The sequence below is a fragment of the Segatella asaccharophila genome (genome assembly GCF_054687055.1).
Genome location: NZ_BAACAN010000001.1, coordinates 33,063 through 59,930, shown reverse-complemented (window position 1 = coordinate 59,930; position 26,868 = coordinate 33,063). Strand labels below are relative to the sequence as shown.

General features: G+C 43.7%; 24 protein-coding genes and 1 pseudogene. 12 read left to right on the top strand and 13 right to left on the bottom strand.

Translation table 11 applies throughout. From position 1 onward, the window contains the following. The first annotated feature begins 5 nt into the window (after positions 1 to 5). From ACYRYG_RS00210 to ACYRYG_RS00185, 6 genes are all read left to right on the top strand, one after another. The gene (locus tag ACYRYG_RS00210; protein WP_293417371.1) at positions 6 to 248 is read left to right on the top strand and encodes a mechanosensitive ion channel protein MscS; all 243 of its coding nucleotides are present in this window, start codon (positions 6 to 8) and stop codon (positions 246 to 248) included. Then, a complete protein-coding gene (locus ACYRYG_RS00205) occupies positions 245 to 2,611 on the top strand; it encodes a putative porin (protein WP_294077554.1) in 2,367 nt (788 codons plus the stop codon). Before ACYRYG_RS00210 ends, ACYRYG_RS00205 begins: the two co-directional genes overlap by 4 nt. Positions 2,612 to 2,690: 79 nt before the next feature. Beyond that, entirely contained in the window at positions 2,691 to 3,635 is a 945-nt protein-coding gene (gene menA, locus ACYRYG_RS00200) for a 1,4-dihydroxy-2-naphthoate octaprenyltransferase (protein ID WP_460197276.1), read from the top strand. 10 nt (positions 3,636 to 3,645) lie between these two features. Then, complete coding sequence (locus ACYRYG_RS00195) at positions 3,646 to 4,284, top strand: HD domain-containing protein (RefSeq protein ID WP_293417377.1); 639 nt, start codon at positions 3,646 to 3,648, stop codon at positions 4,282 to 4,284. A gap of 284 nt (positions 4,285 to 4,568) precedes the next feature. After that, on the top strand, positions 4,569 to 5,174 hold the full coding sequence (locus ACYRYG_RS00190; protein WP_293417380.1) for a riboflavin synthase: 606 nt from the start codon (positions 4,569 to 4,571) through the stop codon (positions 5,172 to 5,174). Between the two features lie 151 nt (positions 5,175 to 5,325). Next, positions 5,326 to 5,685 (top strand): LytR/AlgR family response regulator transcription factor, encoded by a 360-nt coding sequence (locus tag ACYRYG_RS00185; protein ID WP_293417382.1) that lies wholly within the window; start codon positions 5,326 to 5,328, stop codon positions 5,683 to 5,685. A gap of 105 nt (positions 5,686 to 5,790) precedes the next feature. Here the strand turns inward: ACYRYG_RS00185 and ACYRYG_RS00180 are convergent, their stop codons facing one another. After that, on the bottom strand, positions 5,791 to 6,474 hold the full coding sequence (locus ACYRYG_RS00180) for an HAD family hydrolase (protein ID WP_293417439.1): 684 nt from the start codon (positions 6,472 to 6,474) through the stop codon (positions 5,791 to 5,793). 117 nt (positions 6,475 to 6,591) lie between these two features. Then, a pseudogene (locus ACYRYG_RS00175) lies at positions 6,592 to 6,915 on the bottom strand (carbohydrate-binding module family 20 domain-containing protein); the annotation flags it as partial. A 443-nt stretch (positions 6,916 to 7,358) separates the two neighbouring features. On the opposite strand from ACYRYG_RS00175, the gene mltG reads away from it, so the two are divergent. Then, positions 7,359 to 8,408 (top strand): endolytic transglycosylase MltG, encoded by a 1,050-nt coding sequence (gene mltG, locus ACYRYG_RS00170; RefSeq protein WP_293417385.1) that lies wholly within the window; start codon positions 7,359 to 7,361, stop codon positions 8,406 to 8,408. Between the two features lie 102 nt (positions 8,409 to 8,510). On the opposite strand, the gene ACYRYG_RS00165 is transcribed toward mltG, so the two are convergent. Genes ACYRYG_RS00165 through ACYRYG_RS00140 form a run of 6 tightly spaced genes read right to left on the bottom strand, consistent with a single transcriptional unit; the run spans position 8,511 to position 13,907 of the window. Next, positions 8,511 to 9,224, bottom strand: coding sequence for a phosphate signaling complex PhoU family protein (locus tag ACYRYG_RS00165; RefSeq protein WP_293417388.1), 714 nt, complete (start codon positions 9,222 to 9,224; stop codon positions 8,511 to 8,513). A gap of 30 nt (positions 9,225 to 9,254) precedes the next feature. Beyond that, complete coding sequence (gene pstB, locus ACYRYG_RS00160; RefSeq protein ID WP_293417391.1) at positions 9,255 to 10,040, bottom strand: phosphate ABC transporter ATP-binding protein PstB; 786 nt, start codon at positions 10,038 to 10,040, stop codon at positions 9,255 to 9,257. 18 nt (positions 10,041 to 10,058) lie between these two features. Next, on the bottom strand, positions 10,059 to 10,961 hold the full coding sequence (pstA, locus tag ACYRYG_RS00155) for a phosphate ABC transporter permease PstA (RefSeq protein WP_293417394.1): 903 nt from the start codon (positions 10,959 to 10,961) through the stop codon (positions 10,059 to 10,061). Next, complete coding sequence (pstC, locus tag ACYRYG_RS00150) at positions 10,958 to 11,818, bottom strand: phosphate ABC transporter permease subunit PstC (protein ID WP_293417397.1); 861 nt, start codon at positions 11,816 to 11,818, stop codon at positions 10,958 to 10,960. The genes pstA and pstC overlap by 4 nt, the downstream gene beginning before the upstream one ends. A gap of 39 nt (positions 11,819 to 11,857) precedes the next feature. Then, the gene (pstS, locus tag ACYRYG_RS00145; protein ID WP_293417400.1) at positions 11,858 to 12,916 is read right to left on the bottom strand and encodes a phosphate ABC transporter substrate-binding protein PstS; all 1,059 of its coding nucleotides are present in this window, start codon (positions 12,914 to 12,916) and stop codon (positions 11,858 to 11,860) included. A gap of 28 nt (positions 12,917 to 12,944) precedes the next feature. Next, the gene (locus tag ACYRYG_RS00140) at positions 12,945 to 13,907 is read right to left on the bottom strand and encodes a hypothetical protein (protein ID WP_293417403.1); all 963 of its coding nucleotides are present in this window, start codon (positions 13,905 to 13,907) and stop codon (positions 12,945 to 12,947) included. 677 nt (positions 13,908 to 14,584) lie between these two features. Here ACYRYG_RS00140 and ACYRYG_RS00135 point away from each other — a divergent pair. From ACYRYG_RS00135 to ACYRYG_RS00125, 3 genes are all read left to right on the top strand, one after another. Beyond that, positions 14,585 to 16,306 carry a glutamine--tRNA ligase/YqeY domain fusion protein gene (locus ACYRYG_RS00135; protein ID WP_293417406.1) on the top strand — a complete coding sequence of 574 codons (1,722 nt, stop codon included), beginning with the start codon at positions 14,585 to 14,587 and terminating at the stop codon, positions 16,304 to 16,306. Next, complete coding sequence (locus ACYRYG_RS00130) at positions 16,303 to 17,730, top strand: tetratricopeptide repeat protein (protein WP_293417409.1); 1,428 nt, start codon at positions 16,303 to 16,305, stop codon at positions 17,728 to 17,730. The genes ACYRYG_RS00135 and ACYRYG_RS00130 overlap by 4 nt, the downstream gene beginning before the upstream one ends. 95 nt (positions 17,731 to 17,825) lie before the next feature. Beyond that, on the top strand, positions 17,826 to 18,467 hold the full coding sequence (locus ACYRYG_RS00125; protein WP_293417412.1) for a DedA family protein: 642 nt from the start codon (positions 17,826 to 17,828) through the stop codon (positions 18,465 to 18,467). Positions 18,468 to 18,571: 104 nt separating this feature from the next. Here the strand turns inward: ACYRYG_RS00125 and ACYRYG_RS00120 are convergent, their stop codons facing one another. The 5 genes from ACYRYG_RS00120 to aspS all read right to left on the bottom strand — a co-directional run bounded on the left by ACYRYG_RS00120 (position 18,572) and on the right by aspS (position 25,412). Beyond that, positions 18,572 to 19,639 (bottom strand): mannose-1-phosphate guanylyltransferase, encoded by a 1,068-nt coding sequence (locus ACYRYG_RS00120; RefSeq protein ID WP_293417415.1) that lies wholly within the window; start codon positions 19,637 to 19,639, stop codon positions 18,572 to 18,574. Positions 19,640 to 19,878: 239 nt separating this feature from the next. Next, positions 19,879 to 21,198 (bottom strand): xylose isomerase, encoded by a 1,320-nt coding sequence (gene xylA / locus ACYRYG_RS00115; RefSeq protein ID WP_293417418.1) that lies wholly within the window; start codon positions 21,196 to 21,198, stop codon positions 19,879 to 19,881. A 25-nt stretch (positions 21,199 to 21,223) separates the two neighbouring features. After that, positions 21,224 to 22,720, bottom strand: a complete 1,497-nt coding sequence (locus ACYRYG_RS00110) for a xylulokinase (RefSeq protein ID WP_293417421.1) — start codon at positions 22,718 to 22,720, stop codon at positions 21,224 to 21,226. Positions 22,721 to 23,147: 427 nt separating this feature from the next. Continuing rightward, positions 23,148 to 23,417: a winged helix-turn-helix domain-containing protein gene (locus ACYRYG_RS00105; protein ID WP_293417424.1), complete on the bottom strand. Its 270-nt coding sequence runs from the start codon at positions 23,415 to 23,417 to the stop codon at positions 23,148 to 23,150. Between the two features lie 234 nt (positions 23,418 to 23,651). Next, on the bottom strand, positions 23,652 to 25,412 hold the full coding sequence (gene aspS / locus ACYRYG_RS00100; protein ID WP_293417427.1) for an aspartate--tRNA ligase: 1,761 nt from the start codon (positions 25,410 to 25,412) through the stop codon (positions 23,652 to 23,654). A 148-nt stretch (positions 25,413 to 25,560) separates the two neighbouring features. Between aspS and ACYRYG_RS00095 the strand changes: the two genes are divergently transcribed. Both ACYRYG_RS00095 and ACYRYG_RS00090 read left to right on the top strand, forming a co-directional pair. Next, entirely contained in the window at positions 25,561 to 25,944 is a 384-nt protein-coding gene (locus ACYRYG_RS00095) for a DUF1573 domain-containing protein (RefSeq protein ID WP_252760050.1), read from the top strand. Positions 25,945 to 26,019: 75 nt separating this feature from the next. Next, positions 26,020 to 26,814, top strand: a complete 795-nt coding sequence (locus ACYRYG_RS00090) for an EFR1 family ferrodoxin (RefSeq protein ID WP_460197268.1) — start codon at positions 26,020 to 26,022, stop codon at positions 26,812 to 26,814. The last annotated feature ends 54 nt before the right edge of the window (positions 26,815 to 26,868 follow it).

Sequence of the window (26,868 nt, the reverse complement as noted above, 5' to 3'; positions counted from 1 at the left end):
AAAACATGGACAACCTAAGCCAGGGCCAGAATCCATTCAGACACCTGCGACGCTTGAAACCCATCAAGGAAGAGCGTTCGCCGCTATTCAAACTCAGGAACATCCTGAACATCATTTTTATGATCTTAGCTGTCGTGGGAGTATGCTTCTACCTTTTCAGCCAGTATAAAACTCCCGCCATCATAGTGATGCTTTCAGCTGTAGCCATCAAATTTATTGAGGTCTTACTTCGACTCTTTCATAAATGAGAAAATTTTTTTTGATGCTATTTCTGATTTGCGCCGTAATTCCCATTTCGGCGCAAATCAATTCTAATAATAATTCTATTCAAGGAATTGACGCGAACGGAGATGTCAGCAATACCAATAAACGAAACCGGACAGACTCATTAGGCAGTGAAAAGGAAATCCCCAGAGGCATTCATGTATGGACTGTGGATGAACGCTTCGGAGACCGTACGCCTGCACAAGTGGACACCCTGTCCTACATGTATATGAACACTACGTTTACGACCGGACTGAGAGGAGAATACAATACGTTAGGCAACATGGGATCCCCACGCATCGCCCGTATTTTCATCGACCGGCCTGATCCATCTCAATTCATATTCACTCAACCTTATGATTATTTTGTCAGACCCGTCGGAGTCCAGCATTTCACCAACACATATTCCCCCATCACCAATGTAACCCTAAATGAATGCGGTAATCGTATCGATGGCGAAGATGATTTCAAGGCCCTCTATGCGGTCAACGCAGGGAAAAGGTTGGGAGTAGGTTTCCGCTTCGACTATAAGTATGGCAGAGGCTATTACAGTAATCAAAGTACATCTCATTTCGGCTATACGACCTGGGCTTCCTATATCGGAGACCAATATCAGGCCCATCTTCTCATCTCCCTCAATCATGAAAAAGTTGCAGAGAACGGTGGAATAACGAATGATAATTATATCACCCATCCCGAAACCTTCAATGAGAATTACGAGACCGATGAGATCCCGACAGTCCTGGAGGAAAACTGGAACAGGAATGACAATCAGCACATCTTCTTCACCCATCGTTACAGCCTCGGGTTCAGTCGGAAAGTTCCGATGACAGCCGAAGAAATCAAAGCCAGAAAATTTGCTATTGCCTCAAAGAAGGAAAATGATGCTGCCAAGAACAAAGAGAAAGAGGAGAAAAAGGCAAAAGACGAAGGCAGGCATTTCGATCAGAAAACTTACGAGAAGAACCAGAAGGAACTGACTAACGGAAGACCCGAAAGTGCTAAGATTGAAGGAAATGAACCGGCAGCAATCCCTAAGGGTAAGAATCCGGGTGACCGGATAGCAGTCAACGGAAAGGCATCAGCGGACAGTCTTCTTGCTAAAAACGGGAAAGCCCCAGAGGATACCTCATGGACAAAGAGTGAATACGTGCCGGTAACAAGTTTCATCCACACCATGAAATTTGACAGCTATCATCGCATTTACCAAGCCTATCAGACGCCGGATAACTACTATCTCAACAGTTACCCTGCCAATGAAAGATACAATGTCGGAGATTCCATTTATGATTCTACACGGCATTTTGAATTCAAGAACACCTTCGCCATTGCCTTGCTTGAAGGATTCAACAAATATGCGAAGGCAGGATTAAAAGCTTTCGCGAGTTATGACCTGAGACATTTCGAGCTCCCTGATTCTACAGGAGGCGGCAGGGCCACCTATAATGAACGGACCCTGAGCATTGGCGGACAATTAAGCAAGACCCAGGGCAGTCTGCTCCATTATAATGTTACTGCAGAACTTGGAATAGTAGGACAGGATGCCCAGAACCTCCTGCTGGACGGCAACGCAGACCTCAACTTCAAACTGTTTGGTGATACGGTGCAGTTAGCGGCCAACGCCTTCCTGCACCGGACCAATCCCACCTTCTACTTCCGCCATTATCATTCACGTCATTTCTGGTGGGACAACACCAACCTCGACAAGATCATCCACAGCCGGCTGATGGGAGACTTTACGATACGAAAGACCCAGACAAAACTCAGGGTTGCTTACGACAACCTCCAGAATTACACTTACTTCATGCAAGATTATAATATCGTCCACAGTGGTGACACCTATAGCCGGACAGGCAACACGGTGAGCGTGAAGCAAAAGGGAGGAAACATGAGTCTGCTCACCGTCCAACTCTTCCAGAATTTCGAATATCAGATTTTCCACTGGGAAAACGTGCTGACCTTCCAGAAATCATCCGATGACAATGCTTTGCCAGTGCCGACGCTGAATGTCTATACCAACCTCTATCTCCGTTTCAGGATCGCACGGGTGCTGCATACCGATCTGGGAATCGACATGAGATACTTCACCTCTTATTATGCTCCCGACTACAGTCCCGCCATGGGTGTGTTCACGGTACAGGACAGCCAGAACAGCCAAAGGGTGAAAATCGGCAACTACCCCATGGTCAATGCCTATATCAATTTTGACCTGAAGCATACCCGTTTCTTCGTCATGTATAGTCATCTGAACGGAAAAAGCGGCAATAAGGACTATTTCTACACCCCCCACTATCCTTTGGATCCGGCCATAGTCCGTTTTGGCATCAGTTGGAATTTCTTCAATTGACCAAGGTCAGGCCACTTCCATGGTCCGACCATACTATACTATTCCTGTCAACCAGGATCAAGATAAAACACAAAGTAATATGAATGAATCAAACGTTAAAACAAACTCATGGAAGGCATGGATTCTGGCAGCACGTCCTAAAACACTTTCAGGTGCTGCCGTGCCTGTCATGATCGGCACAGGCTTTGCCTTAAGAGACGCCGGGGCAAGTTCTTTCCAAGCCATTCCGGCCATCCTGTGCTTCCTATTTGCCTTCATCATGCAAATAGATGCCAACTTTATCAATGATTACTTTGACGGCATGAAGGGCAATGATGACAAGACGACACGCCTTGGTCCGAAAAGAGCCTGCTCAGAAGGATGGATCACACTCTCCAAAATGAGGAGAGGTATCGTCATGACCACCATCCTGGCGTGCCTGACCGGCCTTCCCCTGATTATCTATGGAGGATTCTGGATGATCGCCGTCGGCGTCCTGTGCGTCCTTTTCTGTTTTCTCTATACCACCAGGTTATCCTACATGGGGCTTGGAGACATCCTGGTCCTCCTGTTCTTCGGGATCATCCCGGTATGCCTGACCTACTATCTGGAGCTGCCGGCCACGATGCACCGGATAACAGTAGAGATCCTATTAGCATCCATCGCCTGCGGGTTAGTCATAGACACCTTATTAGTAGTCAACAATTACCGGGACCGGGACAATGACCGGCGAGACGGGAAAAAGACACTGGTCGTCAGGATCGGAGAGCGCAACGCCGAACGGCTGTACCTGTCAGACGGCTTGTTAGCCATCCTCATCATGATCAGTATCCTCGTCAGTTATACCCTGAATCACTTTTCTCCAGAATGGAAGATCGTAATGGCCGTAGCCCTCCTCATCTTTTACGGCACCTTACATTGCTATACCTACAGCCTGATGAAAAAAATCAATCATGGAAAAGAGCTGAATAGAATCCTCGGCAAGAATGCCCGGAACATGTTCCTCTTTGGATTGATTGTGGCCATCAGCGCAATTTTTATCTAAACATTATCCTATGCAACAACAAGTCAGCCTGGATCTCATGGAATTCATAGAGACCCAAATTCTGCCCCGCTATAATCAGTTCGGAAAGAGCCACGGTCTGGAACACGTGACACGAGTGATACAAAACAGCCTCATACTGTCCCGTACTACAGGTGCCAACATCAACATGGTCTATGCCATCGCAGCCTATCATGACCTGGGCATGATAGGACCAAGGGCCATCCATCAGATTACCGGAGGAAAGATTCTCGCAAATGATGTACGATTGAGGAAATGGTTTACCCCTGAACAAATAAAGGTGATGAAAGAAGCCGTAGAGGATCACAGGGCCTCCATGAGCCGATGCCCAAGAAGTCTGTACGGAAAAATCGTCGCAGAGGCAGACCGAGACCTTGAACCCGAAATTGTATTTCGCCGGGCCATCGAATACGGGATGGAAAATTATCCGGGAAAAGAAGAAGAACAACAATGGGACAACTTTCAAAGACACATGAATGAAAAGTATTCCCGCAACGGATATATCCACTTATGGATTTCAGGAAGTCCTAATGAGAAAAATCTCAATACAATCCGTAATATCATCGATGATCCTGTACAATTGAGAAAAATATTTCATAGAATATTTGGAGAATTAAAAGAGAATGAGTAACTTTGTAAATGAAAGGATAAAATATTGGGGTCGTTTCGATTTGATTGGGATACTCATCAAATTAATACGAAAACCGGGTCGTTCTTTAGTCTATGGCGGGCCACAACATTCGCTCAGGTGAAAAAATTCTTTGGAATCCGGTGGATTACAAAAACTAAAGGTACACTCAAATGTTAAAAACTCGGAGTTTTCATCACATCGTCGAGCGACCCCTTTCTTAATGGAACAGGAGTCAAAGTGATTCCTGTTTTTTATTTTACCCATAATAAAAGACACCGATCAATATGTTTAGTGGTATTATAGAGGAGATGGCTACCGTAACAGCTATAAAGAAAACACGTGGGAATATCGATTTCACATTCACCTGCCCTTTTGCCAGGGAACTGAAGACAGACCAGAGCATCAGCCACAACGGGGTATGCCTCACTGTAGTGAAGACACGGGACGACACCTATACCGTCACCGCAATGAAAGAGACCCTGGACCGTTCCAACCTCGGGTTATTGAAAATCGGAGACAAAGTAAATGTAGAAAGGTCTATGCCTCTGAACAGTCGCCTCGACGGGCATATCGTCCAGGGACATGTAGACGAGACCGCACAATGCATCAACATGAAAGATGCTGATGGCTCTGTCTACTATACCTTTCAATATCCTCTGAACCAGGAAATGGCCCAAAAAGGGTATCTCACCGTAGACAAGGGATCAGTGAGTGTAAACGGCGTGTCACTGACGGTATGCCAGCCCACAGACAACACCTTTACAGTAGCGATCATACCGTATACCCATGACCATACCAATTTCTGTGATATGCACATCGGCAGTATCGTGAACATTGAATTTGACATACTTGGAAAATACATTGCAAGACTATACCAGTTTAATAAGTAATAGAAAACAAACAAATGTTAATTTTGGAGCAATAAAATAAACCTTCGTCATTACAGTTCGTCAAATGACTATAAGTGGCAACGTTTAATAAACTTAGGGGAGAAAAAAGATATATACCTCTATTTTTAATAAAACATATAGATTTATAGATATGGAAGAACAAAAGAAAAAAGGGTTAATAAAAGAGGACCGCTTCTTTTTTGTCAACAGTGAGTACAAAACTGTACAAATCAAATTTGACGACATCCTTTACATTATGGGACAGAAAGACTATGTGAAATTCTTTCTGAAAGGTAACCTCAAACCGGTTGTTTGTCTGATGAACATGAAAAGGCTGGATAATTTCCTGCCTCGTCCGGAATTCATGCGTGTACACCGTTCCTACATTGTGCACATGCCTTCTATTCCCATGATAGACCGGTTCAGGATCAGATTCAACGAAACTTTTATCCCTATTTCTGATACCTACAAGATAGCTGTCCAGGAGTATATCGAATTACATTCCCTGTAAGGTCAGAATTCCATGCAATCTGCAAAATTCTCTGTCAGAAAGTTCTTATTTCTGTCAGAAGGGTTTTGCCTGCAAGGATGAGTGTGCCTTCAAGTTTAATCAAGTTCAGAAAATTTCCTCCGGTGATTCTACTAAAGTAGTAGCTCCGTGTTCGATCAGGAATTCCCGGTTACGGAATCCCCAGAGTACACTTATGCACGGCATTTTGCAATTACGGGCGGTCATAATATCCACATCGCTGTCACCTATATAGACCGCATGTGAGCGAGAGACGCCGAGTTGTCTCAAGGCTTCCAGGACCGTATCAGGAGCCGGTTTTTTCTGAATATTTTCCCGCTCACCTATTGCCACCTTTACCTGGGGGAAAAAGTGCCGGCAAAGTTCCTGTGTGGCAGCATAAAACTTATTACTTACGACAGCCACCCCCTTTCCCTTATCCACCAGTCGTTTCAACATTTCAGGAATCCCCGGATAAGGTTGTGTTGTGTCTAGACTGTGAAGGAGATAATGCTTCCGGAAGATCTGGTAAGTGGAATCGAATTCAGGATTATCCAGTCCCCCCGGGATGGCACGCTCCATGAGTTTTTTCACACCATTTCCCACGAACCTGCGGACCTCTTCTATAGTCCGTTCCGGCATCCCGGCAGTATGAAGGGCATAATTGCAACTCGCTGCCAGGTCACGAAGAGTATTCAGCAAAGTACCGTCCAGGTCAAAGACATAAGTATCATAAGACTGGAACCAATTGAATTTTTTGATTCTGACCGGCAAATGATACAAAGCATTCATCACCTTATCAGGCTGGTCCGTTTCCACCGTAATGCGGGCTTCCAGAGAACTATCCTTAACTCTCAGCAGGCCACCATCGACTACCAGCACATGATTATCCGTAATATTGCTGACCTCCACCGTTCTGTTCTCTCCCGTCTCCCACTGCCTGAGACTGCGGGTATCATTATTGATTACGACATATTTATATTCCAGGGAAGTGTTCACGGCAAATACGTCAACGCTCAGAAGCCACTCATGCTGCGAGACACACTTCATCAGCAGATAGCGTTTCGGATTCCAGCTGCCTAAAACAGCATGATTGCCACAGATCGCCACCGACTCATTTTCCCGCAAATCAGGGGCTGAGACGCGGAAAAGTATTGTCCGGTCATAGATGACGATATTGTCATGAGGAAGCAATTGACTGGATTCCAGCGAGCCACGATCCTCCTCATTCATGGATTCAGAAAGGGTACAATAAGGATAAGGTATATCACGCCAGGAATCCTGGAAGGTATAATCTTTCGTAGGATCATAAGTATAAATCCTGTAAGACTGTGTCCACTCCCTTCTGAGCACTTTCCCTTTCTCATCTTCTACCTGATACCAATAGCAGATATAGGCTGAGGGAGACTGATGAAAATCGACTACCGAAGTCTCCAGTGTCCATAAATATCCGTCACCCGTGTGCAAGAGAAACTCCATCTTGCTCTTGCGACCGTTGTTGCTGATATAATTGAGAACAAGATGAACAGACTGTCCCCATTCAGTATGATACACAATACTAAACTCTAATTTCATACACCATTATTTTTATGCAAAGGTATAAAAATAAATAATAATTCTTCACTCATGTTTCTTAATTTATTACTATCTTTGCACCGATTTCTAAAGACAAAAAAATGAAACATCAGACATGTAAGAAGTATATTACCGCCATAGCAATATGCTTGGTGGTGATCTTAGGAGTAGTGTACTACTACTTCTTCTCTTCTTTTTCCGCAAAATCAGAAACGTCCTATCTTTATATAGACAAGGATGATAGCATTGATTCCGTATATGACAAACTCCGTCCGATAGCCAACGCCCATAGTTTCTTCGCCTTCCGAACCCTTGCCCGCCATTTCGATTATGCCCAGCATATCCGCACAGGGCGTTATGCCATACGTAAGGGAGAAGGTGCCCTGACCCTTTTCCGCCATTTGAGAAACGGGCAGCAGACTCCCGTAGACCTGTCCATCCCCTCAGCAGTAAGAACCATCGGAGACCTCTCCTACGATGTAAGTAAAAAGCTGATGCTGGACGAAGAACAACTTTATGATTCTCTGACAAATGAACAAGTCTGCAGGCATTACGGTTATGATACGACAACGATTGCCTGCATGTTCATCCCGAACACCTACGATGTCTACTGGGATATCAGTATCCCTAGATTTTTGGACAGGATGCAAAAGGAAAGCAAGAAGTTCTGGAATTTTGAACGCATCAAGAAAGCTGAAGCGATGGGGTTCACCCCCGTCCAGGTGATCACCCTGGCCAGTATTGTAGATTCAGAAACGAATAATGACGCAGAAAAGCCCATGATAGCCGGCTTATACTATAACCGGTTGAAAGTACGCAGTGCCAAGTATCCCGACGGCATGCCCTTGCAATCCGATCCGACCATCAAGTTTGCCTGGAAACGATTTGATTTAAAACGTATTTATAACAATCTTCTGTACATTAACAGTCCTTATAATACTTATAAAAATCCGGGACTGCCCCCCGGCCCGATCTGTATCCCTACGGTAGCCGGAATAGACGCGGTACTCAATTATGTGCACCACAACTACTTGTACATGTGTGCGAAAGAAGATTTCAGCGGCACCCATAATTTTGCCCGCACCTATAGCGAGCATCTGCAAAATGCAGCCAGGTATTCCAAGGCCTTAAATGAAAGAGGCATCAAGTGATTGAATGAACTGACCTGTAAAAGAAAACACACAATCAGGCAGGTTTCCACACAGAGACCTGCCTGATCAAGAAAGAAAGCAAAGAAGAAATAAAGGACAAGCCTAATGCTTGGGTTCTGAATCAGAATCCCTGAAGACGACTTTACTATGACGCAAGTTTTCACCTATGTTGGCATAAATGGAAGCCTCAGCGATATTCGTCGCATGGTCAGCAATACGTTCGATATTTGAAATAATGCTGTTTACGTTTATAAACGTAAACAACAGATGCTGAATATCGTTAGGATAGTGACTTTTCTGAATCGTATCCTGGATCAGTTTATGATTAATCTCATCCACGACATCATCATTTTTTATCGTCCAGATCGCCGCATTATTATCATCATCAACAAATGAGGAAATGGATCTCTTGACCATCATAATGCTTGATGCCATCATGCTGGAGATAACAGGTACCATGTGTTCATAAATCTCTTTATCCTCGATACGGGGCAACAATTTGTCTATATTCTTAACCTGGTCACCGATTCTTTCCAGATTAGATATAATCTGGTACGCAGCCATAATCTTACGAATATCGGAAGCCACAGGGCTCTGCAAGACGATAATGTCTATGATCTCATTCCCCAGGCCTGTTTCATACTCATCTATCTTGTCCTCATTTTCCTTTATTTCCTTTTGGAGTTCAGGAGGAATCTGTATGGTATGATCAATGATCATTTTATCCATAATGTCAAGTTGACGCATCACAATTTTCACCATCTCATTGAAATGGACCAATATCGCGTGCAAAGCATTGTCTTTAGTTATCGCCATAATCTCTATTTTTATATTGTTTATAACACTTTATCCGAATTTACCCGTGAGATAAGCCTCGGTACGAGGGTCAGAGGGAGTCGTAAACATCTTCTGAGTATTGTCATATTCAACCAGTTCACCCAAGTACATAAACATCGATTTATCAGAGATTCGTGCAGCCTGGGACATATTGTGAGTAACCATAATTATGGTATAGTTTTTTTTCAATCCGACCAGCAGGTCTTCTATTTTGGCCGTTGAGATAGGATCAAGGGCAGACGTCGGCTCATCCAGCAGGATGACTTCAGGCCTGAAGGCTATCGTCCGTGCAATGCAGAGGCGCTGTTGTTGCCCTCCCGAAAGGAAATTTCCCTTGCTGTGAAGAGAGTCTTTAACCTCATCCCAAAGAGCAACATCCTTTAAGGAAGTCTCCACGATCTCTTCCCTCTCAGATTTTTTCAGATGAATACCATTCAACTTATAACCAGCTATCACATTATCAAATATACTCAATGTAGGAAACGGGTTAGGACGCTGGAAGACCATTCCGATTTTACGGCGCAAATTGATGGTCGGCATATCATAGATATTATTACCATTGAGCCATATTTTCCCCTTGGTATGTATATTAGGGTACAACTCATGCATCCGGTTAATCGCCCGCAATAGTGTAGTCTTTCCGCATCCGGACGGCCCCATGATTGCCGTGATCGAATTACCCAATATTTTAGCCGATACATTTTTCACTGCATATTTATCATCACCATAACTTATTGAAATATTATCTATCAACATTACCGGAGGGGCAATTCTTTCTTCTTCTGTTTCTTTCATATTCCGTATTTCTATCTGTTATTTCTTTCTCTTAGCTTCTATCCATTTAGACGTCAAATTGAGTAACAACACAAATCCCATCAGGAAAATCGTCGAGCTCCAGATAAGATCGACCATATTCGGATTATTATAAAATTGCCATATCAGCAAGGGTACAGCACTGCCAGGCTTCATGATATTCCAGTTGATATTCGGGTTCCCAAGAGTAGTCAGCATCAAAGGAGCCGTCTCCCCGAGCACCCGAGAGACAGAAAGGAGGATGCCACTCATCAGGCCGGAAAAGGCAGATGGGATGACTACCCTCCAAATCACTTTGTAGTAAGGAGTGCCAAGAGCTATTGCAGCCTCCTTGAGGGTATTAGGCACCCTCTTCAGAGACTCTTCCGTGGACCGGACGATCAGCGGGAGCATCATAATCGCCAATGCCACCCCACCAGCCAGGACCGAATAACTTCTGGTAACCGGAACCACTATCCATATATAGGCAATCAGTCCGATGACGATGGAAGGAACCCCCTGCAAAATGTCTGCAATATCACGTATCAGACCTGCATATTTCTTCTCGCTGTTCTCCGACAGATATACCCCGATCAAGATGCCGATGGGTATGGAAAGAACCGAGGCAATTGCAACGAGATAAAGAGAGCCGAGGATACCATTAGCAATGCCGCCAGGTATGATCTGCCCGCTGGACTTTGCCATCATCGCCGAAAAAGTATCAGGAGCGACCTGGGTGAAAAAGGCCCAGTTGATCTGCCGGTAGCCCTTGATCAGCAAGGTCCCGATGATCAAGAACACCATTGAGATCGTGATAAAGGAAAAAAACATGACAGCTCCCTTGAACAGACGATCTTTAGTCTTCCGATACCTTATAGAAGACAGAGAACTATATTTTTTCTCCACAGCCATAGAATGATTCATTGTCCAATCTTTTTAATAATATATTTGCCTATCGCATTCACTATTGTCGTGATAATGAACAGCAGCAAACCTATCTCAATCAATGCACTTAATTGCAATCCGCTAGCCTCGCCAAACTGATTAGCGATGACACTTGCCATCGTGTTACCCGTACTGAAGATACTGTGTGGTATAACGTCCGCATTACCGATCAGCATGGTCACCGCAAGCGTTTCCCCCATGGCACGGCCCAATGCCAGCACATAACTGGCAGCCATGCCTGAACGGGCATTAGGCAAGATAACCGTTCTGATCACCTCCATTCTGGTAGCACCCAGAGAATAAGCAGCCTCCTTCAGTTCGTTAGGAACCATTGCTATTGCCGTATTACTTAACGAGGTAGCATACGGAACAATCATGACTGCTAATATCAAAGATGATGTAAAGATGCCAAAACCTTGTGGACTCAGCCCCGACTTGACCACAAGCGGACAGAGGATATAGAATCCCCAAAGTCCATAAATGATCGAAGGTATGCCAGCCAACAGATCCACCAGGGTTCCTACAACAGCCCCTAATTTAGTGCCCTTGAAGTATTCCGCGATAAAAAGCGACGTGAAAAATGCCAAGGGAATGGCGATGATCAGAGCCAGTACAGAGGTCATCAACGTGCCAACGATAAAGGCCAATGCACCATAATGTTCACTCCCCTGAGTAGGATCCCATTTCGATGATACCAGAAATTTCCATCCCATCTTTGAGATGGATGGCATGGAACCTTCTATTAAAGAGATTAAAATCGCTACCCCTATCAGTAAGATCACCAAAGAGGAAGCGAATAATACACGTTTTAGAACCTTATCACTATTGATTTGCATACCTATATACAGGCGGACATAAAGTCCGCCCTTTGTCTTTTATTTTAAAACTCGTTTACCCTTGTAAGTAATCGTGCGCAATATTGCCTTAGCCCTTGCAGCAACAGCAGGAGGCAGCGGAGCATAGCTCACTTTCGAAGCGATTCCCTGGGCATCACTTCCTAACATCCAATCAATCAATTTCAAAGTAGCCTGAGCCTGAGCAAAGGAACGATGATTATAAGCCTGGTCTTTGTAAAGAAGCAGCCAGGTAAAACCTGCAATTGGATAAGCATCTTTTGCCGATGAATTGTTCAGCATCACACGAGTATCAGCAGGAATAGTACATTTGGCGGCAGCACTTGCGGATGCGACAGAAGCCTCGATAAACCTGCCCGATTTATTCTGGAGCAATGCTGCCGGCTGATGTTCTGCAAAAGCATACTCAGAGCCAACATACCCGATAGAACCTACCGTCTGATGAATGGTTCCAGCAACCCCTGGATTCCCTTTGGCACCTATGCCGACGGGCCAGTTTACAGTTTTTCCGGAACCAATTTTTGCTTTCCACTCAGCATTTACCCTTGACAAATAGTCCGTAAACATATTAGTGGTTCCACTACCGTCAGAACGATGGATGACAACGATTGCCTTATTCGGAAAATGAATCCCCTGATTAATCTTTTTCAACTCATCACTATTCCAGTTTTTAATCTTTCCGGAGAATATGCCGGCCAGCACATCAGGAGTCAATTTGATCTGTTTGATACCCGGCAGGTTAAAGGCAATGACAACAGCTCCACAGCACGTCGGTATATGTACAACAGGAGCCGGCATTTCCTTCAACTCCTTATCACTGAGAAAAGCGTCAGAAGCTCCAAAGTCTACGACCTTATCTTTCAAGCTCCGGATGCCACCGCCAGAGCCGATTCCTCCATAAGTGACCTTGACATGAGTCAGGTGTTCATACCTGATGAATGCAGCATTATAAAACGGCTGAGGGAATGTAGCTCCTGCACCGGAAATAGTTTTTGAATCACTCTTGTTGCCGAAAATGATTACGCCTAATCCGATAACAACTATACTCAATACGGCAATTAAAATAATTTTTTTCTTCATAAATTTTTATATTTAAATGACCTTTATACTATAACTTATACTGAAAACTCAATAAGAAACATGTTGTCGGTTTTGAACCAGACAATTTCGGATCCTGAATCTGAACGTTGGGAGAGATTGATACACCCTTTACCGGGAAGAATTCCATGCCCGCGACATATAAGTTCCCATCCTGGGCACTATTCCACCCCTCATCAGAACCATTCAGTTTTTTAGAACTCAGATAATCATAACGGCCGAATACGGTCATGATCCTATTCAGATGGCAGGTTCCCCAGAACGAGAGGCCATTCAGATTATGATCTTTCACTTTATTATGCCCGGTCTGCCTATTATATTCACCGCCAACCGTAAACCTGTCACATTGATAAGCTAACATTGCATTGAACGTTATCTGTGCCTCCTTTTTCTTCAAATAATCACCATATATGCGCATATAAAAATTTCTAACAGGCTGATACGTCAATCCGGCCGACACTTTCACAGCACTGTCTGCCTGTACCGATTTGTAGCCTTCCCCATTAACCACCTGCACATCCATACTTACTTCGGGGGCAATCTGATATTTTATTCCCAAGCCAAGGTCAGCACTGGAAGCAAAACCATTCAGATCCTGGAAGGACTTTAAAAGATAGCGCTTTCCCCAAAGAGATTCCTGCCAATTAAAAGTATTCGTACCTATCAAGCCGAAATCAAGAGTAAGTCCATCTCTGGAATATTCGCCATAAGCATTTTTGGCATAAACTGTATAGGCAGAACCTTGATACCCATTATTCTTATCCGTAACATCCAATACGACCTTTGTAGAAAAATAAGGAGAGAAATAATAAGCATAACCTAAATAGACTCTTGATAGTTCAAAGGCAGTATTCGTTTTTCCGTCTGTCGACTGTACTCTGAAATCAGTGAAAACCTTAAGTACCGGCTGACCGCCTGGTTTAAATGTTGTTTCTTGAGCCATACCGACTGTAGAGACTAACATGATGCTCATTATTGAAATAATTTTTTTTATAATCTTCCTTTTTAAGATGAATGATAAAGGTCCATTCTTATATTATTCTGCAAAGATATTCCGCCCGTGTTTCAATATGATGTCTTCGATGTTATGTTTATATAAAGAATCTGTTACAAAGATGTGACGGATGGTCAACATCACTCTGTCAGAAACACTACTTATTGATTTTTATCCTCGAACACAAAAGTAAATATCAAGTGTTACGCCATGGTTTCTATATGATGACGATGTATTTACATTCCTGTTTCGAAAATGTTACATGGTTATTTTAATAACATGAAGACAACACATCCACGCTGTCCACACTAAAAGGAAAAAGTATCAATTCATTACAATTACCGGATTCCGGAAAGTCAGGAATCCATACAAAAAATAGAAGCGTCTCCCTTTTCACAAAGGGAAACGCTTATCTCAATAGGTATTAGCTTCTTTTAAGGTAAAAAGATTGTATTCAGGATAATGTTGCAAAGATAAAAGATTTATTTGTCTTCTGCAAATTCTTTTACATGTTTAAGAACATATCTCTATAAATTTTCTCCCATTTCTAAACATTCGTTTACATGTGAACAAAAAAACTGCAATCGAGGCTTGGTCAGTCTACGATCTTTTTAGTACCTTTGCAGCCAATAGTAAATATCTATAGTTTTGTTGTTATGGCAATAAAAGAAGAAAATCACGAAGAAAAAAAGAGCATCAGTTTTGTAGAACGACTCGTTCAGGAAGATCTGGAAAAAGGCAAAAATGGTGGACGCATCCAGACCCGGTTTCCACCAGAACCCAACGGGTATCTGCATATCGGTCATGCGAAAGCCATCTGCATGGATTTCGGTATTGCCGAAAAGTACCATGGTGTCTGCAACCTTCGTTTTGACGATACGAATCCCAGCAAGGAAAACAATGAATATGTAGAGAATATCCTTAACGATATTAAGTGGCTTGGCTTCAAATGGGGGCACATCTATTATGCCTCTGACTACTTTGAAAAATTATGGAATTTTGCCATCTGGATGATCCAGGAGGGAAGGGCCTATGTAGATGAGCAGACCAGTGAACAGATTGCCGAGCAGAAAGGTACTCCTACGACCCCGGGGACATCCAGTCCGTACAGAGACCGCCCGATTGAGGAAAACCTGCGACTCTTCCGGCACATGAATACTGCCGAAGCAGTAGAAGGTTCAATGGTACTGCGTGCCAAACTTGATATGACCAACGCGGATATGCTGTTACGTGATCCTGTCATCTACAGAATCATTCAGACCCCCCACCACCGTACCGGAACCCAATGGCACTGCTACCCGATGTACGACTTTGCCCATGGACAAAGTGACTATTTTGAGGGAGTCACTCACTCCATCTGTACATTGGAATTTGTCCCCCACCGTCCGTTATATGATCTTTTTGTAGACTACCTCAAGGAGATGGACGGCAGTGACAATCAAATGGATGATAACCGTCCGCGACAGATAGAGTTCAACAGGTTGAATCTGACCTATTCAGTAATGTCCAAGCGTAAACTCCATACCCTGGTAGATGAGAAATTAGTTACCGGATGGGATGATCCACGCATGCCGACATTATGCGGCATGCGCAGGAGAGGCTATTCCCCTGAAAGCATCCGGAAGTTCATAGACTCCATCGGTTACACCAAATTTGATGCCCTCAACGATATAGCCCTGTTAGAAGCCAGTGTAAGGGAAGATCTGAATGAGCGGGCTACACGTGTAAGTGCAGTACTAGACCCGGTAAGTCTTATCATCACCAATTACCCGGAAGGAAAGACCGAAGAGATGACCGCCATCAATAATCCCGAAGATGAAACTGCCGGCAGCCATACCATCCAGTTTACGAAGAAACTATGGATAGAACGAACTGACTTCATGGAGGATGCTCCTAAAAAGTTTTTCCGCATGACACCGGGCAAGGAAGTAAGGCTGAAAAATGCCTATATCATCAAATGCACAGGATGCAAGAAAGACGACCAGGGACGGATAACAGAGATCGAAGCGACCTACGATCCGGAAAGCAGGAGCGGAATGCCCGGTGCAAACCGGAAAGTGAAAGGTACGCTCCACTGGGTCAGCCAGGATAATTGCAAGGAAGCCGAAATTCGGGAATACGACCGGCTTTTCACGGTAGAAAACCCGTCAGCAGATGAGCGAGACTTCCGGGAATTACTGAACCCGAACAGCCTGCATATCCTTCAGCATTGCTATGTAGAAAACTACGCTGCTGACAGGAAACCAGGAGAATACCTCCAGTTCCAGCGTATAGGTTATTTCATGGCCGACCTGGATTCAACCCCCGGGCATCTGATCTACAACAAAACTGTAAATCTGAAAGATACCTGGGCTAAAATGAAGAATAAGGAAAAATGAGAGACAGCTATTACGATACCCCGGATTTTCGACGGATGCTGAAGGAATATGAGGAAGCCAGAACCAAAGGAGAGCACATCTTCATGGATTCTGACGACCTCACTCGCATCTGCGAATATTACCAGGCCAATGGAGAAGGATCCAAGGCACTGGAGGGGGCTCGCTATGCGCTCGAACTTTTTCCAGGAGCAATTGAGCCACTGGCCTTCCTGTCCAGATACTTTCTACTGGTTGAGAAGAATCCGGTGAAAGCTCGCAAATATGCTGCACAAATCCAGGATAAAACGGATATAGACTATTTCTATCTCATTGCAGAAATCATGATCGTAGAGCAACAAACAGACGAAGCTGACCATTACCTGCAGGAACAAATTCCCATCGTTGAAAATGAGGAAGAGGAAGAAGAAATGTCCGTTCAGGATTACTATTTCGATGTGGCCAACCTGTTTGCGGACTACAAACTCTATGATCAGGCCAGGAAATGGCTGGCAAGAAATAACGAAACAGATACAACAGATTATCAAGAGCTGGATGCCCGTATTGCTACAGGATCAAGTAATTATAAGAAGGCCATCCAAATCTACCAGCAACTTCTGGAAGAAGATCCCTATTCGGAAGAATTATGGAACAAACTGGCTTCCACACAACTGTCAGAAGGGGACATCAGAAAATCCATCCAGAGTAGTGAGTTTGCCATCGCAATTAACATAAAAGATGACGAAGCTATACTGAACAAGGCAAACGGACTCTATTCATTAGGAAACTATGCGGAAGCAGAAAAATATTTCAAGAAATACCTTCTACTGGTCCCGGACAGTGGGATCGTAGAATTATCTTTAGGAATCACCCTGTTTCGGCTCCATAAGCCTCAGGCAGCTTTCCCACATATCAAAAGGGCTGAACTACTGGCAGGAGATGACGAGACAGAGCTGAAGGAAATCTATGAACAACTAGCTTTTGCAGAGAGCAAACTCGGGCATGTCGATGAGGCGATTCACTATATTGACAAGGCGATGACATTACCGAACAGCGATCCGGATGAATTAAAGATCCTCAAGGGACATATTTATCTGGAAAACAAAAGATATAAGGAAGGACAAAAATACTACGAGGAAGCTATCGATCATACAAACTCACCTCAAGTCTTCTTCCGGTCAGCCGTCTCTTTTTATGAAAACGGGCTTTTTCTGACTGCATACGAAATGTTTCAGACCATTCTGCTCGCCCCTCAGGAAAAATGGAACAAAGGGTTTTCCTACCTTGCCGCCTGTGCGAGAGAGCTCCATAAAGATGATGAGTATCGCAAATATTTAAAGATCGCTGTGAAGAAAAATCCTCAAGAGGCAAAACGGGTATTAGGTAAATATTTTCCAGAAGGAATGGAACCTTCACAATATGAAACTTATTTAGAAACTTCATGCTAATTGACAGATGGAGGAATCTCCATACAGACTGTTTTCATAAGGTATAACCAGCATTCTTTAAGTTTTAAGTTTTAACTTCTAACTATTTTATTAATATGGGCTTTTTGTCTTCATTGCTAAGTGACTTGAATTATGGGACGATTTTCTTTCTGATGCTATTAGAGAGCACCGTCCTGCCTGTTCCTTCAGAATTCGTCATTACCCCTGCAGCTTACCATGCAGCAAGTGGGAACCTAGATATCTTCCTAGTTGTTATTTTTGGCATATTAGGAGCCGGGTGCGGAGCCACTGTCAACTATTTAGCAGGCTATTATCTAGGCAGGCCTGTTATCTATCGATTCGCCAACAGCCGGTTCGGGCATCTTTGCCTGCTGAACCAAAGTAAAATAGAAAGAAGTGAAAGGTATTTCAACAAACACGGGATGGCAGCTACCATCACAGGGCGTCTGATCCCCGGCATCAGACATTTGATTTCCATTCCTGCCGGCATGAGCAAGATGAAATATTGGAAATTCCTTCTCTATACGATGGCAGGTGCAGGAGTATGGAATTGTGTTCTTGCCGTTCTGGGCTGGTATCTCCATTCTATCGTTCCAGAAGACCAGTTAGACGATAAGATTGCCCTTTACACCGAAAGCATCAAATCCGTTATCTTTGTTCTTGTCGGTATCGGATGCCTTTATCTTATTATCAGATGGCTCATCAAGCGCCATAAGCGCATCACAGGTGCGGAATAACTTTCAGCTATTTCTTAAACAGAAGAACGCAAGGGAGGATCTGACTACTGCCCTGACCATCCCTAAAAGGCCCAACAGACCGAGAAGGTCACCCCCACATTCTCTCAGGACTGCTCATTGTACTGCTTGATGCTTTGCTCATCCGAGAGTTTACAAATCAATAACTGATGATCCTTCTCAGCGACAATATATCCATCCAGCCCTTGGACAATCACCTTTTTCTCCTGCGTCGTATGGATGATACAGTTCTTTGTATCATAGACCTGGATATGCTCTCCTATCAGACTGTTGCCATAAAGATCATGGTGAGTATGGGCCAGCAGATTGCCCCAGGTACCCAGATCACTCCACCCTATATCAGCTGGAAACACAAAAATTTCCTCCGCCTTTTCCATAATGGCATAGTCTACGCTGATGCTCTCACATTCCGGATAGCGGAGATCTATCTGTTCCTGTTCATGTTCAGTACCGTAAACATCCATCAGACTCTCGAAGACAGCCGACAAAGTAGGTTGGTAAACCCGGAAGGCATTGACAATAGTCTCTACCCGCCAGATAAAGATTCCTGCATTCCAGAAATAATCACCTTCCTGAAGATATTTTCTGGCTGTCTGCAAATCAGGCTTCTCCCGGAAATTATCCACACGGAATATTTCACTATTCCGCGCGCTACTGGATTCCAGATCAGCCTTAATATAGCCATAACCCGTTTCCGGCCGGGAAGGTTTTATGCCCAAAGTGACAATCGCATCTGTCTCACTTGTAAATTTCATACAAGAAAGTATACTCCGCCGAAATTCAGAGCCGTTTGTGACAATATGATCAGAAGGAGTCACCACGATATTAGCTTTAGGGTCCATGGATTTGATACGCCAGCTCACATAAGCTATGCAAGGTGCCGTATTGCGACGGCATGGTTCCAACAAAATATTCCCGGTTGGAATTTCAGGAAGCTGTTGCTCTACCAGGGTTGCATATTTCTTATTCGTGACAACCCATATATTCCGGGGATCACAGATGCCCTCAAAACGATCATAGGTCAGTTGGAGTAAGGAGCGTCCCACCCCCAGGACATCTATAAATTGTTTAGGTCGTTCTACAGTACTCATCGGCCAGAATCTGCTCCCCACACCTCCGGCCATAATTACCAGGTGATTATGATTTTGAGTCATAAATGTATATTTTTATGATATGCAAAGATAATTGATTTTTTCTAACTTACAAAATAATCTTATCATTTTTAGGCAGACACAAACAGAAAACAAAATGTCATTACTTCCGTTTAGTTACAAATACGATTACCTTGCCTCCCAAACAAAATCATTTTATGGATAGAACGAAACAGGAGTAAGGCCAAATGGTCCTACTCCCCTTATTTACAATCGTTTACCAGATCAATTTGTAAATAAAATTATTTACAGTACAAATTCACGATCATCTCGTACAGTTCCTGTTTACCTGAAATCAATTTTGGTTTACCATGACCTTTGGCATAGTCGACGATCTGTTCAAGAGACAACTCACCATCTTCAAACTTTTTACCTTCCCCATGGTCAAAACTAGCATATCGCTCCTTTAGCATTTGAGGCAGAGGACTCTCCGTCAAAATGGCAGCAGCATTCTCCAATCCACGAGCGAAGGCATCCATACCACTGATATGAGCAATAAAGATGTCATCAGGATCCGTAGAATTCCTACGCAATTTAGCATCAAAATTTGATCCGCCATTATGCAGACCGCCATTGCGCAGGATTTGCATCCAGGCCTGAGTCAACTCCCAATTGTCTATAGGAAACTGATCCGTATCCCAGCCGTTCTGATAGTCACCACGGTTAGCATCAACGGATCCAAGCATGCCTGCATCTATAGCACAGGCCAGCTCATGAGAGAAAGTATGTCCGGCAAGCGTTGCATGGTTCACTTCTATGTTAATCTTGAAATCCTTGTCCAGATGATGAGCCCTGAGGAACCCGACAACCGTTTCTACATCTGTATCATACTGATGCTTTGTAGGCTCCATCGGCTTCGGTTCTACCAGGAAGGTCCCCTTAAAGCCATGAGAACGGCCATAGTCCCTGGCAGCAGCCAGCATCGTAGCATAATGATCCTTCTCACGCTTCATATCCGTATTCAGCAAACTCTGATAGCCCTCGCGGCCACCCCAGAACACATAATCAGACCCTCCAAGTTTAATCGTCGCATCAATGGCATTTTTGATCTGTACGCAAGCACGGGCCACGACATCAAAATCAGGATTTGTTGAAGCACCATTCATATAGCACTTGTCTCCAAAAACATTTGCCGTCCCCCAAAGGAGATGAATATCCGGAAATACTTTCATTTTCTGGAGGGCATAATCCGTAATCGCCTTCATATTGTCTTCGTACTCCTGGATGTCATCAGAAGGATCACAAAGATCAACGTCATGGAAACAGAAGTAATGAATACCCAGTTTCTCCATAATCTCAAAACCGGCATCCATCTTATCCTTTGCCCGTTGGATGGCAGTATCAGCTTTATACCAGGGGTAGAGGCGTGTCTGTCCCCCGAACTGATCAGCAGACGCTGGTCCCAGCGTGTGCCACCAGGCCATGGCGAATCTCAGCCAGTCCTTCATTTTCTTCCCCATAATCACCTTTTCAGGATCATAATAATGGAAAGCTAAAACTTTTTTACTCTTTGTCCCTTCAAACGGGATTTTTCCGATTTGCGGAAAATACTCTTTTGTCATAGTTGTTTAATTTAATAGTTATTAGTTAATCCAGTAGCATTTTATTCAATTGGTCTTTCCAGTCCGCGTATGCATTCAGATAAGCACTACGATGGTGCTCATCCGGCTCGACGACAGCCAACCGTTTCAGCATAGAGAAGGCTTCATCGTGATCCTTATAAATTCCGGCTCCGATTCCGGCCCCCCTTGCTGCGCCAGCACTTCCATCCGTTTCATACAACTCAATACAATCTCCACTGACACTTGCAAGCGTGTCACAAAAAACCGGACTCAAGAACATATTGGCATGTCCAGCATGAATCTTGTGGATTTTCATGCCCATCTTTTCCATGATTTCCATACCATAGCAAAAACCGAAAACGATGCCTTCCTGGGCTGCACGCACGATATGTGCACGATTATGTTCATTGAAATTCAGTCCATGGATACTACACCCAATTTCCCTATTCTCCAGCACACGTTCCGCGCCATTACCAAAAGGAATTACAGTGACCCCCTTGGAACCAATCGGTATATCAGCAGCCAACTGATTCATGTCAGCATAACTCAGGTCAGGTGTAATGTTACGGTGCACCCAGGCATTGAGGATACCTGTGCCATTAATACAGAGCAAGACACCAAGACGATCCTCTGTTTCCGCATAATTAACATGCGCAAAAGTATTCACACGACTTTTAGGATCATAGTTGGCCTTCCCCAGTACGCCATAAACGACCCCTGACGTACCTGCGGTAGAAGCTATTTCCCCCGGATCAAAGACATTCAGGCTGACAGCATTATTAGGCTGGTCACCAGCCCGGTAAGAAATGGGAGTTCCCTCCTTCAATCCTGTTTCTTCGGCAGCCTGTCGGCTCACCACACACTGTCTCGAAAATGTTGGCACGATTTCCGGCAGGAAACCTTCCGGAAAGCCAAAATAGTCCAGAAGGAATTTTGCCGGAACTTTATTCTTAAAGTCCCATAAGATTGCTTCAGAAAGTCCCTCAATTGTTGTCTGGATACACCCGGAAAGTTTCATGGCCAGATAATCCCCTGGCAGCATGACCTTGTCTATCTGCTCAAAAATCTGAGGTTCATGAATCTTCACCCACTCCAGTTTAGAAGCCGTAAAATTCCCGGGAGAATTTAAGAGGTGCTCCAGGCACCTTTTCCTTCCCAACTCCCTGAAAGCCTTATTTCCATAAGAAACAGCACGAGAATCACACCAGATGATCGAAGGACGAAGGACCCGCTGATCTTTATCCACGCATACCAGTCCATGCATTTGATAAGAAATGCCTATAGCCAAAATATCCTCTCCACTGATGTCTGCTTTATTCATAGCCTGAGCCAGTGAAGTTTTCGCATATTTCCACCACGATTCAGGTTCTTGTTCAGCCCATCCAGGTCTCATTGCTACCATTGGAGCTTCATGCTCAGGAGAGAAAGCTGATGATGTTACAGTCCCGGTATCGACATTGATCAAAGACACTTTCACCGATGATGATCCCACATCAAAACCCAATAAATATTTCTCAGTCATAAGTTTTTCATTTTTAGTTTTTCATTTACGAGAACGGAGCGCTCTTGTTCTGACTTCTGCTTGGAAGCAAATTCTTTCATAGAAAGATAAACTTCTTCATTCCTGTCATTCTCCGAGGGCAAAGTTATACAAAAACCTGTCAGGTTCATCCAAAGCTTGTAACATAGACTTTAGCCCAAGTTACAAATTACCCATTTATCTCTCCACTATTGTCTGCCTTAAACAACGGAAGGGAAAAATTACAGAATCAGCACGAGAAGATCTTATTACAGTGAAAGAAAACAGGTATAGAGATTATCAGTAGTTGTTTTTCATGCAAAAACTCTTTTCCTACAATTCATTGTAAACGGAACAGAGTATCAGCTAAACAGAATGAACAAAAAAGCCACAAACGCACGAAACATCTGCGACCTTTTTGAAAGGAATATTAAGCAAGGATAATTTTATTGTCCTCGTCTTTGATTTTGCCCTCTTTAAAGAGCCAGCCAATGCCAAGAATAGCTTCTTCTTCGCTGATCTTAGCCTGCTTAGCAATTTCATCTACTGTCATGGCTTGTCCTGCAGCTGCAAGTGCCTGATAAACATCACCTGCTTTGAAACCTGCATTTTCCGGACTCAGAACCAGAACGGTCTTCGTTTCAGCTGCTTTAGATACCGTTTTTTTAGCAGCGCATGTTCTTGTTTTCTTTTCTCTCATTTTGTCTATATTTAAAAAATTAGTCAAGGCTTATTACATCATGTAGCCCACCTACTTTTATAAATCTGCTACAAAGATAATTCTTTTTTTCAGATTTACATTATTCTTTATTAAAATGTTACTTATTAAAGACTTTGGAAATAAAAAAAAACAAATTTCTTGACTTATATCAAACAAAAATCCGTTTTTTATTCTGTTCATGAATGAATCTTAGAATAAAAAACGGAAATGATCTTATTCCTGAGGAGTATTTACACAAATAGACAACTCATCAAGTTGCTTTTTGTCTAATTCAGAAGGAGCCCCCAGCATCACATCCCTGCCCTTATTATTTTTAGGAAAGGCAATTGTATCCCGGATACTATCCAGACCGGCAAGGATACTGGTGAAACGATCCAGTCCAAAGGCCAGTCCTGCATGAGGAGGAGCACCATATTTAAATGCATTCATCAAGAAGCCAAACTGAGCCTCAGCTCTCTCCCTGGTAAAGCCAAGGACTTTGAACATTTTTTCCTGAAGTTTCGTATCATGAATACGAATACTTCCTCCGCCCACTTCCATTCCATTGCAGACGAAATCATAAGCCTTAGCACGAACCTTTTCAGGATGTGTGTCCAGCAAAGGAATATCATCAGGATTAGGCATCGTAAACGGATGATGAGTGGATACCAGCCGCTGCTCTTCATCGCTCCATTCGAAGAGAGGAAAATCAATGATCCATAAGCATTTGAAGATATCCTTATCACGAAGTCCCAGACGATCCCCCATCAACAAGCGCAGGCTGCAAAGTTGAATGCGAGTTTTATTAATGCTTGTACCACTGAGAATCAATACCAGATCCCCGTCCTTTGCCCCCATTTTTTCCTTGACCTGGGCAAGGACTTCAGGAGAATAGAACTTATCAACAGAACTCTTTACCGTCCCGTCAGCATTATACTTAATATAGACGAGTCCTTTGGCACCAACCTGAGGAGACTTCACATAGTCAGTCAACTCATTGAGTTGTTTACGACTGTAATCAGCACATCCAGGTGCACAAATTCCCCCGATATAGGCAGCCTCATCAAAGACACTGAAAGAGCCTTTTCCTTTAAAGAAATCCTGAAGCTCAACAAACTCCATACCAAAGCGCAGATCAGGCTTGTCACTGCCAAAACGCCTCATCGCCTCCTGCCATGTCATCTGCTGCAGTTTAGGCAGTTCGACGCCACGGATCTCCTTAAAAAGCATCCTGCACATCTCTTCAAACAGATTGATCACATCATCCTGATCCACAAAACTCATCTCACAATCTACTTGTGTAAACTCTGGTTGACGGTCAGCCCGCAAGTCCTCATCACGGAAGCACTTGGCAATCTGGAAATATCTGTCAAAACCAGCCACCATCAGTAGTTGTTTCAAAAGTTGAGGGCTCTGTGGCAGCGCATAGAACTGTCCCGGATTCATACGGGAAGGAACGACAAAATCACGAGCTCCTTCGGGAGTACTTCCGATCAGATCAGGCGTTTCTACCTCAATAAACTTCTTAGCATCCAGAAAATTACGAATTAAAATAGTCATCCTGTGGCGCAACTCCAGATTTTTTCTTACGCAAGGCCGCCGGAGGTCAAGATAACGGTATTTCATCCGAAGATCATCTCCCCCATCCGTATGATCCTCAATCGTAAACGGTGGTGTCAAACTTGGAGAAAGGACGTTGAGGTCCTCAGCAATGATTTCAATATCGCCCGTATCCATTTTAGGATTTTTGCTGGCACGTTCACGGACTATTCCCTTGATCTGAACACAATATTCACGACCTAACTGATTAGCCTGATCACACAACACGCTGTCTTTAGCTTCGTTAAAAACTAATTGGGTAATACCATAACGATCACGGAGATCAACAAAAGTCATCCCCCCTAATTTTCTTAAACGCTGAACCCAGCCGGCCAGTGTTACCTCTTTTCCAGAGTCCGAAAGGCGCAACTCCCCACACGTATTCGTTCTATACATATTAAGTATTTTCAATTCTGATTTGCAAAAATACAATAAATCAAGATAAATGCCAAATAAAAGCATTAATTTTTGTAAAAAACAGAACTTATGCTAAACTTTCTATTTACCTTTGCATCGAACGAATTATAAATCAAGTGATAACAATATGAAAAAGTTAGTTTTAAGTATGCTATTAATGCTTGTTTGCACTTTAAGTGTCAGTGCACAAGCAGAGATCAAATTTGACAGGCTATCTCATGATTTCGGCACTTTTTCTGAGTCCCAACCCATTCAGAAAACAACATTCACCTTTATAAATAAGGGAGATAAACCATTAGTTATCAACCAGGCAGTTGCAAGTTGTGGCTGTACCATTCCCAGTTACACGAAGAAACCCATTATGCCAGGTCAAAAGGGAGAATTATCAGTAACCTATAATGGTAAAGGTAAGTTTCCCGGTCATTTTAAAAAGACCATTACGGTCCGCACCAATGGTGTTGTTGAAATGACCCGTCTCTATATTGAGGGAAACATGAAAGAAGCTAAATAATTTAAGAAAATTATATCATTTATAATGGATAGCATGGAGGCGTGCTATCCATTTTTCATATTAACGGAGAGACCTATGATATTCTATTTTTCAGCAGAAGGTGATTCTCAGTGGGTGGCCCGGAAATTAGCTGCAGCAACCCAGGATGTGCTGATTTCCATACCGGAAGTCATGGGAAGCAGAAAGCCCTTCACCCTCAAGAAGGGAGAACGCATGGGCTTTGTCTTCCCGGTACATGGCTGGCGTGTTCCGACGATCGTAAGAACATTTCTATCCCGCCTCACGGTCGAAAGCGCAGAGAAACCCTTTACCTACGCAGTGGTCACGGCAGGTGATAATATCGGATTAACCGTCGACAGATATTTGAACAAGGCTCTGTCTGCTAACCGGTCACTGAAAAGTATCCATGTTCATCAAGTTGACTCTGCTTATTCCATCCTCATGCCAGAGACGTATGTAGGATTACCGTTCATGGATATTGACACGAAAGAAAAAGAGATCAAGAAGAAAACCGAAGCCAATGAAATGCTGAAAGTCATCTGCGAGGAGGTCTTTGATAAGAAAGAGGGTGTTTTCCGTTTACATAAAGGCCGCTGGCCCTGGATCAACTCACAGCTCCTCGGAGCATTCTTTGAGAAAGTTCTTATTACAGACAAACCCTTCCATGTGGTGAGTGACCGCTGCGTGAGGTGTGGCATCTGCGCTCAGGTCTGTCCCACCGGAGACTTGATGGGAGGAAAGGGTGAAGAACCACATTGGAAGCACGACGGCTCCTGCCTGAGTTGCTTCAACTGCTATCATCATTGTCCCCACCACGCTATAGAATATGGCCGGCGTACAAAGCATAAAGGACAATATTATTTCAAATAATCTCCATTGCCCTCTCAGTCTGACAAACACAAGAATACCATACACTACTCAAGA

Bases quoted from the DNA above. Each gene is read 5' to 3' on its own strand.
- ACYRYG_RS00210 (WP_293417371.1), top strand. From the start codon at position 6: ATGGACAACCTAAGCCAGGGCCAGAATCCATTCAGACACCTGCGACGC.
- ACYRYG_RS00120 (WP_293417415.1), bottom strand. From the start codon at position 19,639: ATGACTCAAAATCATAATCACCTGGTAATTATGGCCGGAGGTGTGGGG.
- ACYRYG_RS00190 (WP_293417380.1), top strand. From the start codon at position 4,569: ATGTTTAGTGGTATTATAGAGGAGATGGCTACCGTAACAGCTATAAAG.
- menA (WP_460197276.1), top strand. From the start codon at position 2,691: ATGAATGAATCAAACGTTAAAACAAACTCATGGAAGGCATGGATTCTG.
- ACYRYG_RS00110 (WP_293417421.1), bottom strand. From the start codon at position 22,720: ATGACTGAGAAATATTTATTGGGTTTTGATGTGGGATCATCATCGGTG.
- mltG (WP_293417385.1), top strand. From the start codon at position 7,359: ATGAAACATCAGACATGTAAGAAGTATATTACCGCCATAGCAATATGC.
- ACYRYG_RS00205 (WP_294077554.1), top strand. From the start codon at position 245: ATGAGAAAATTTTTTTTGATGCTATTTCTGATTTGCGCCGTAATTCCC.
- pstA (WP_293417394.1), bottom strand. From the start codon at position 10,961: ATGAATCATTCTATGGCTGTGGAGAAAAAATATAGTTCTCTGTCTTCT.
- ACYRYG_RS00135 (WP_293417406.1), top strand. From the start codon at position 14,585: ATGGCAATAAAAGAAGAAAATCACGAAGAAAAAAAGAGCATCAGTTTT.
- ACYRYG_RS00165 (WP_293417388.1), bottom strand. From the start codon at position 9,224: ATGGCGATAACTAAAGACAATGCTTTGCACGCGATATTGGTCCATTTC.
- pstS (WP_293417400.1), bottom strand. From the start codon at position 12,916: ATGAAGAAAAAAATTATTTTAATTGCCGTATTGAGTATAGTTGTTATC.
- ACYRYG_RS00105 (WP_293417424.1), bottom strand. From the start codon at position 23,417: ATGAGAGAAAAGAAAACAAGAACATGCGCTGCTAAAAAAACGGTATCT.
- ACYRYG_RS00090 (WP_460197268.1), top strand. From the start codon at position 26,020: ATGATATTCTATTTTTCAGCAGAAGGTGATTCTCAGTGGGTGGCCCGG.
- ACYRYG_RS00180 (WP_293417439.1), bottom strand. From the start codon at position 6,474: ATGAATGCTTTGTATCATTTGCCGGTCAGAATCAAAAAATTCAATTGG.
- pstC (WP_293417397.1), bottom strand. From the start codon at position 11,818: ATGCAAATCAATAGTGATAAGGTTCTAAAACGTGTATTATTCGCTTCC.
- ACYRYG_RS00095 (WP_252760050.1), top strand. From the start codon at position 25,561: ATGAAAAAGTTAGTTTTAAGTATGCTATTAATGCTTGTTTGCACTTTA.
- ACYRYG_RS00195 (WP_293417377.1), top strand. From the start codon at position 3,646: ATGCAACAACAAGTCAGCCTGGATCTCATGGAATTCATAGAGACCCAA.
- aspS (WP_293417427.1), bottom strand. From the start codon at position 25,412: ATGTATAGAACGAATACGTGTGGGGAGTTGCGCCTTTCGGACTCTGGA.
- ACYRYG_RS00130 (WP_293417409.1), top strand. From the start codon at position 16,303: ATGAGAGACAGCTATTACGATACCCCGGATTTTCGACGGATGCTGAAG.
- ACYRYG_RS00185 (WP_293417382.1), top strand. From the start codon at position 5,326: ATGGAAGAACAAAAGAAAAAAGGGTTAATAAAAGAGGACCGCTTCTTT.
- ACYRYG_RS00125 (WP_293417412.1), top strand. From the start codon at position 17,826: ATGGGCTTTTTGTCTTCATTGCTAAGTGACTTGAATTATGGGACGATT.
- pstB (WP_293417391.1), bottom strand. From the start codon at position 10,040: ATGAAAGAAACAGAAGAAGAAAGAATTGCCCCTCCGGTAATGTTGATA.
- xylA (WP_293417418.1), bottom strand. From the start codon at position 21,198: ATGACAAAAGAGTATTTTCCGCAAATCGGAAAAATCCCGTTTGAAGGG.
- ACYRYG_RS00140 (WP_293417403.1), bottom strand. From the start codon at position 13,907: ATGAGCATCATGTTAGTCTCTACAGTCGGTATGGCTCAAGAAACAACA.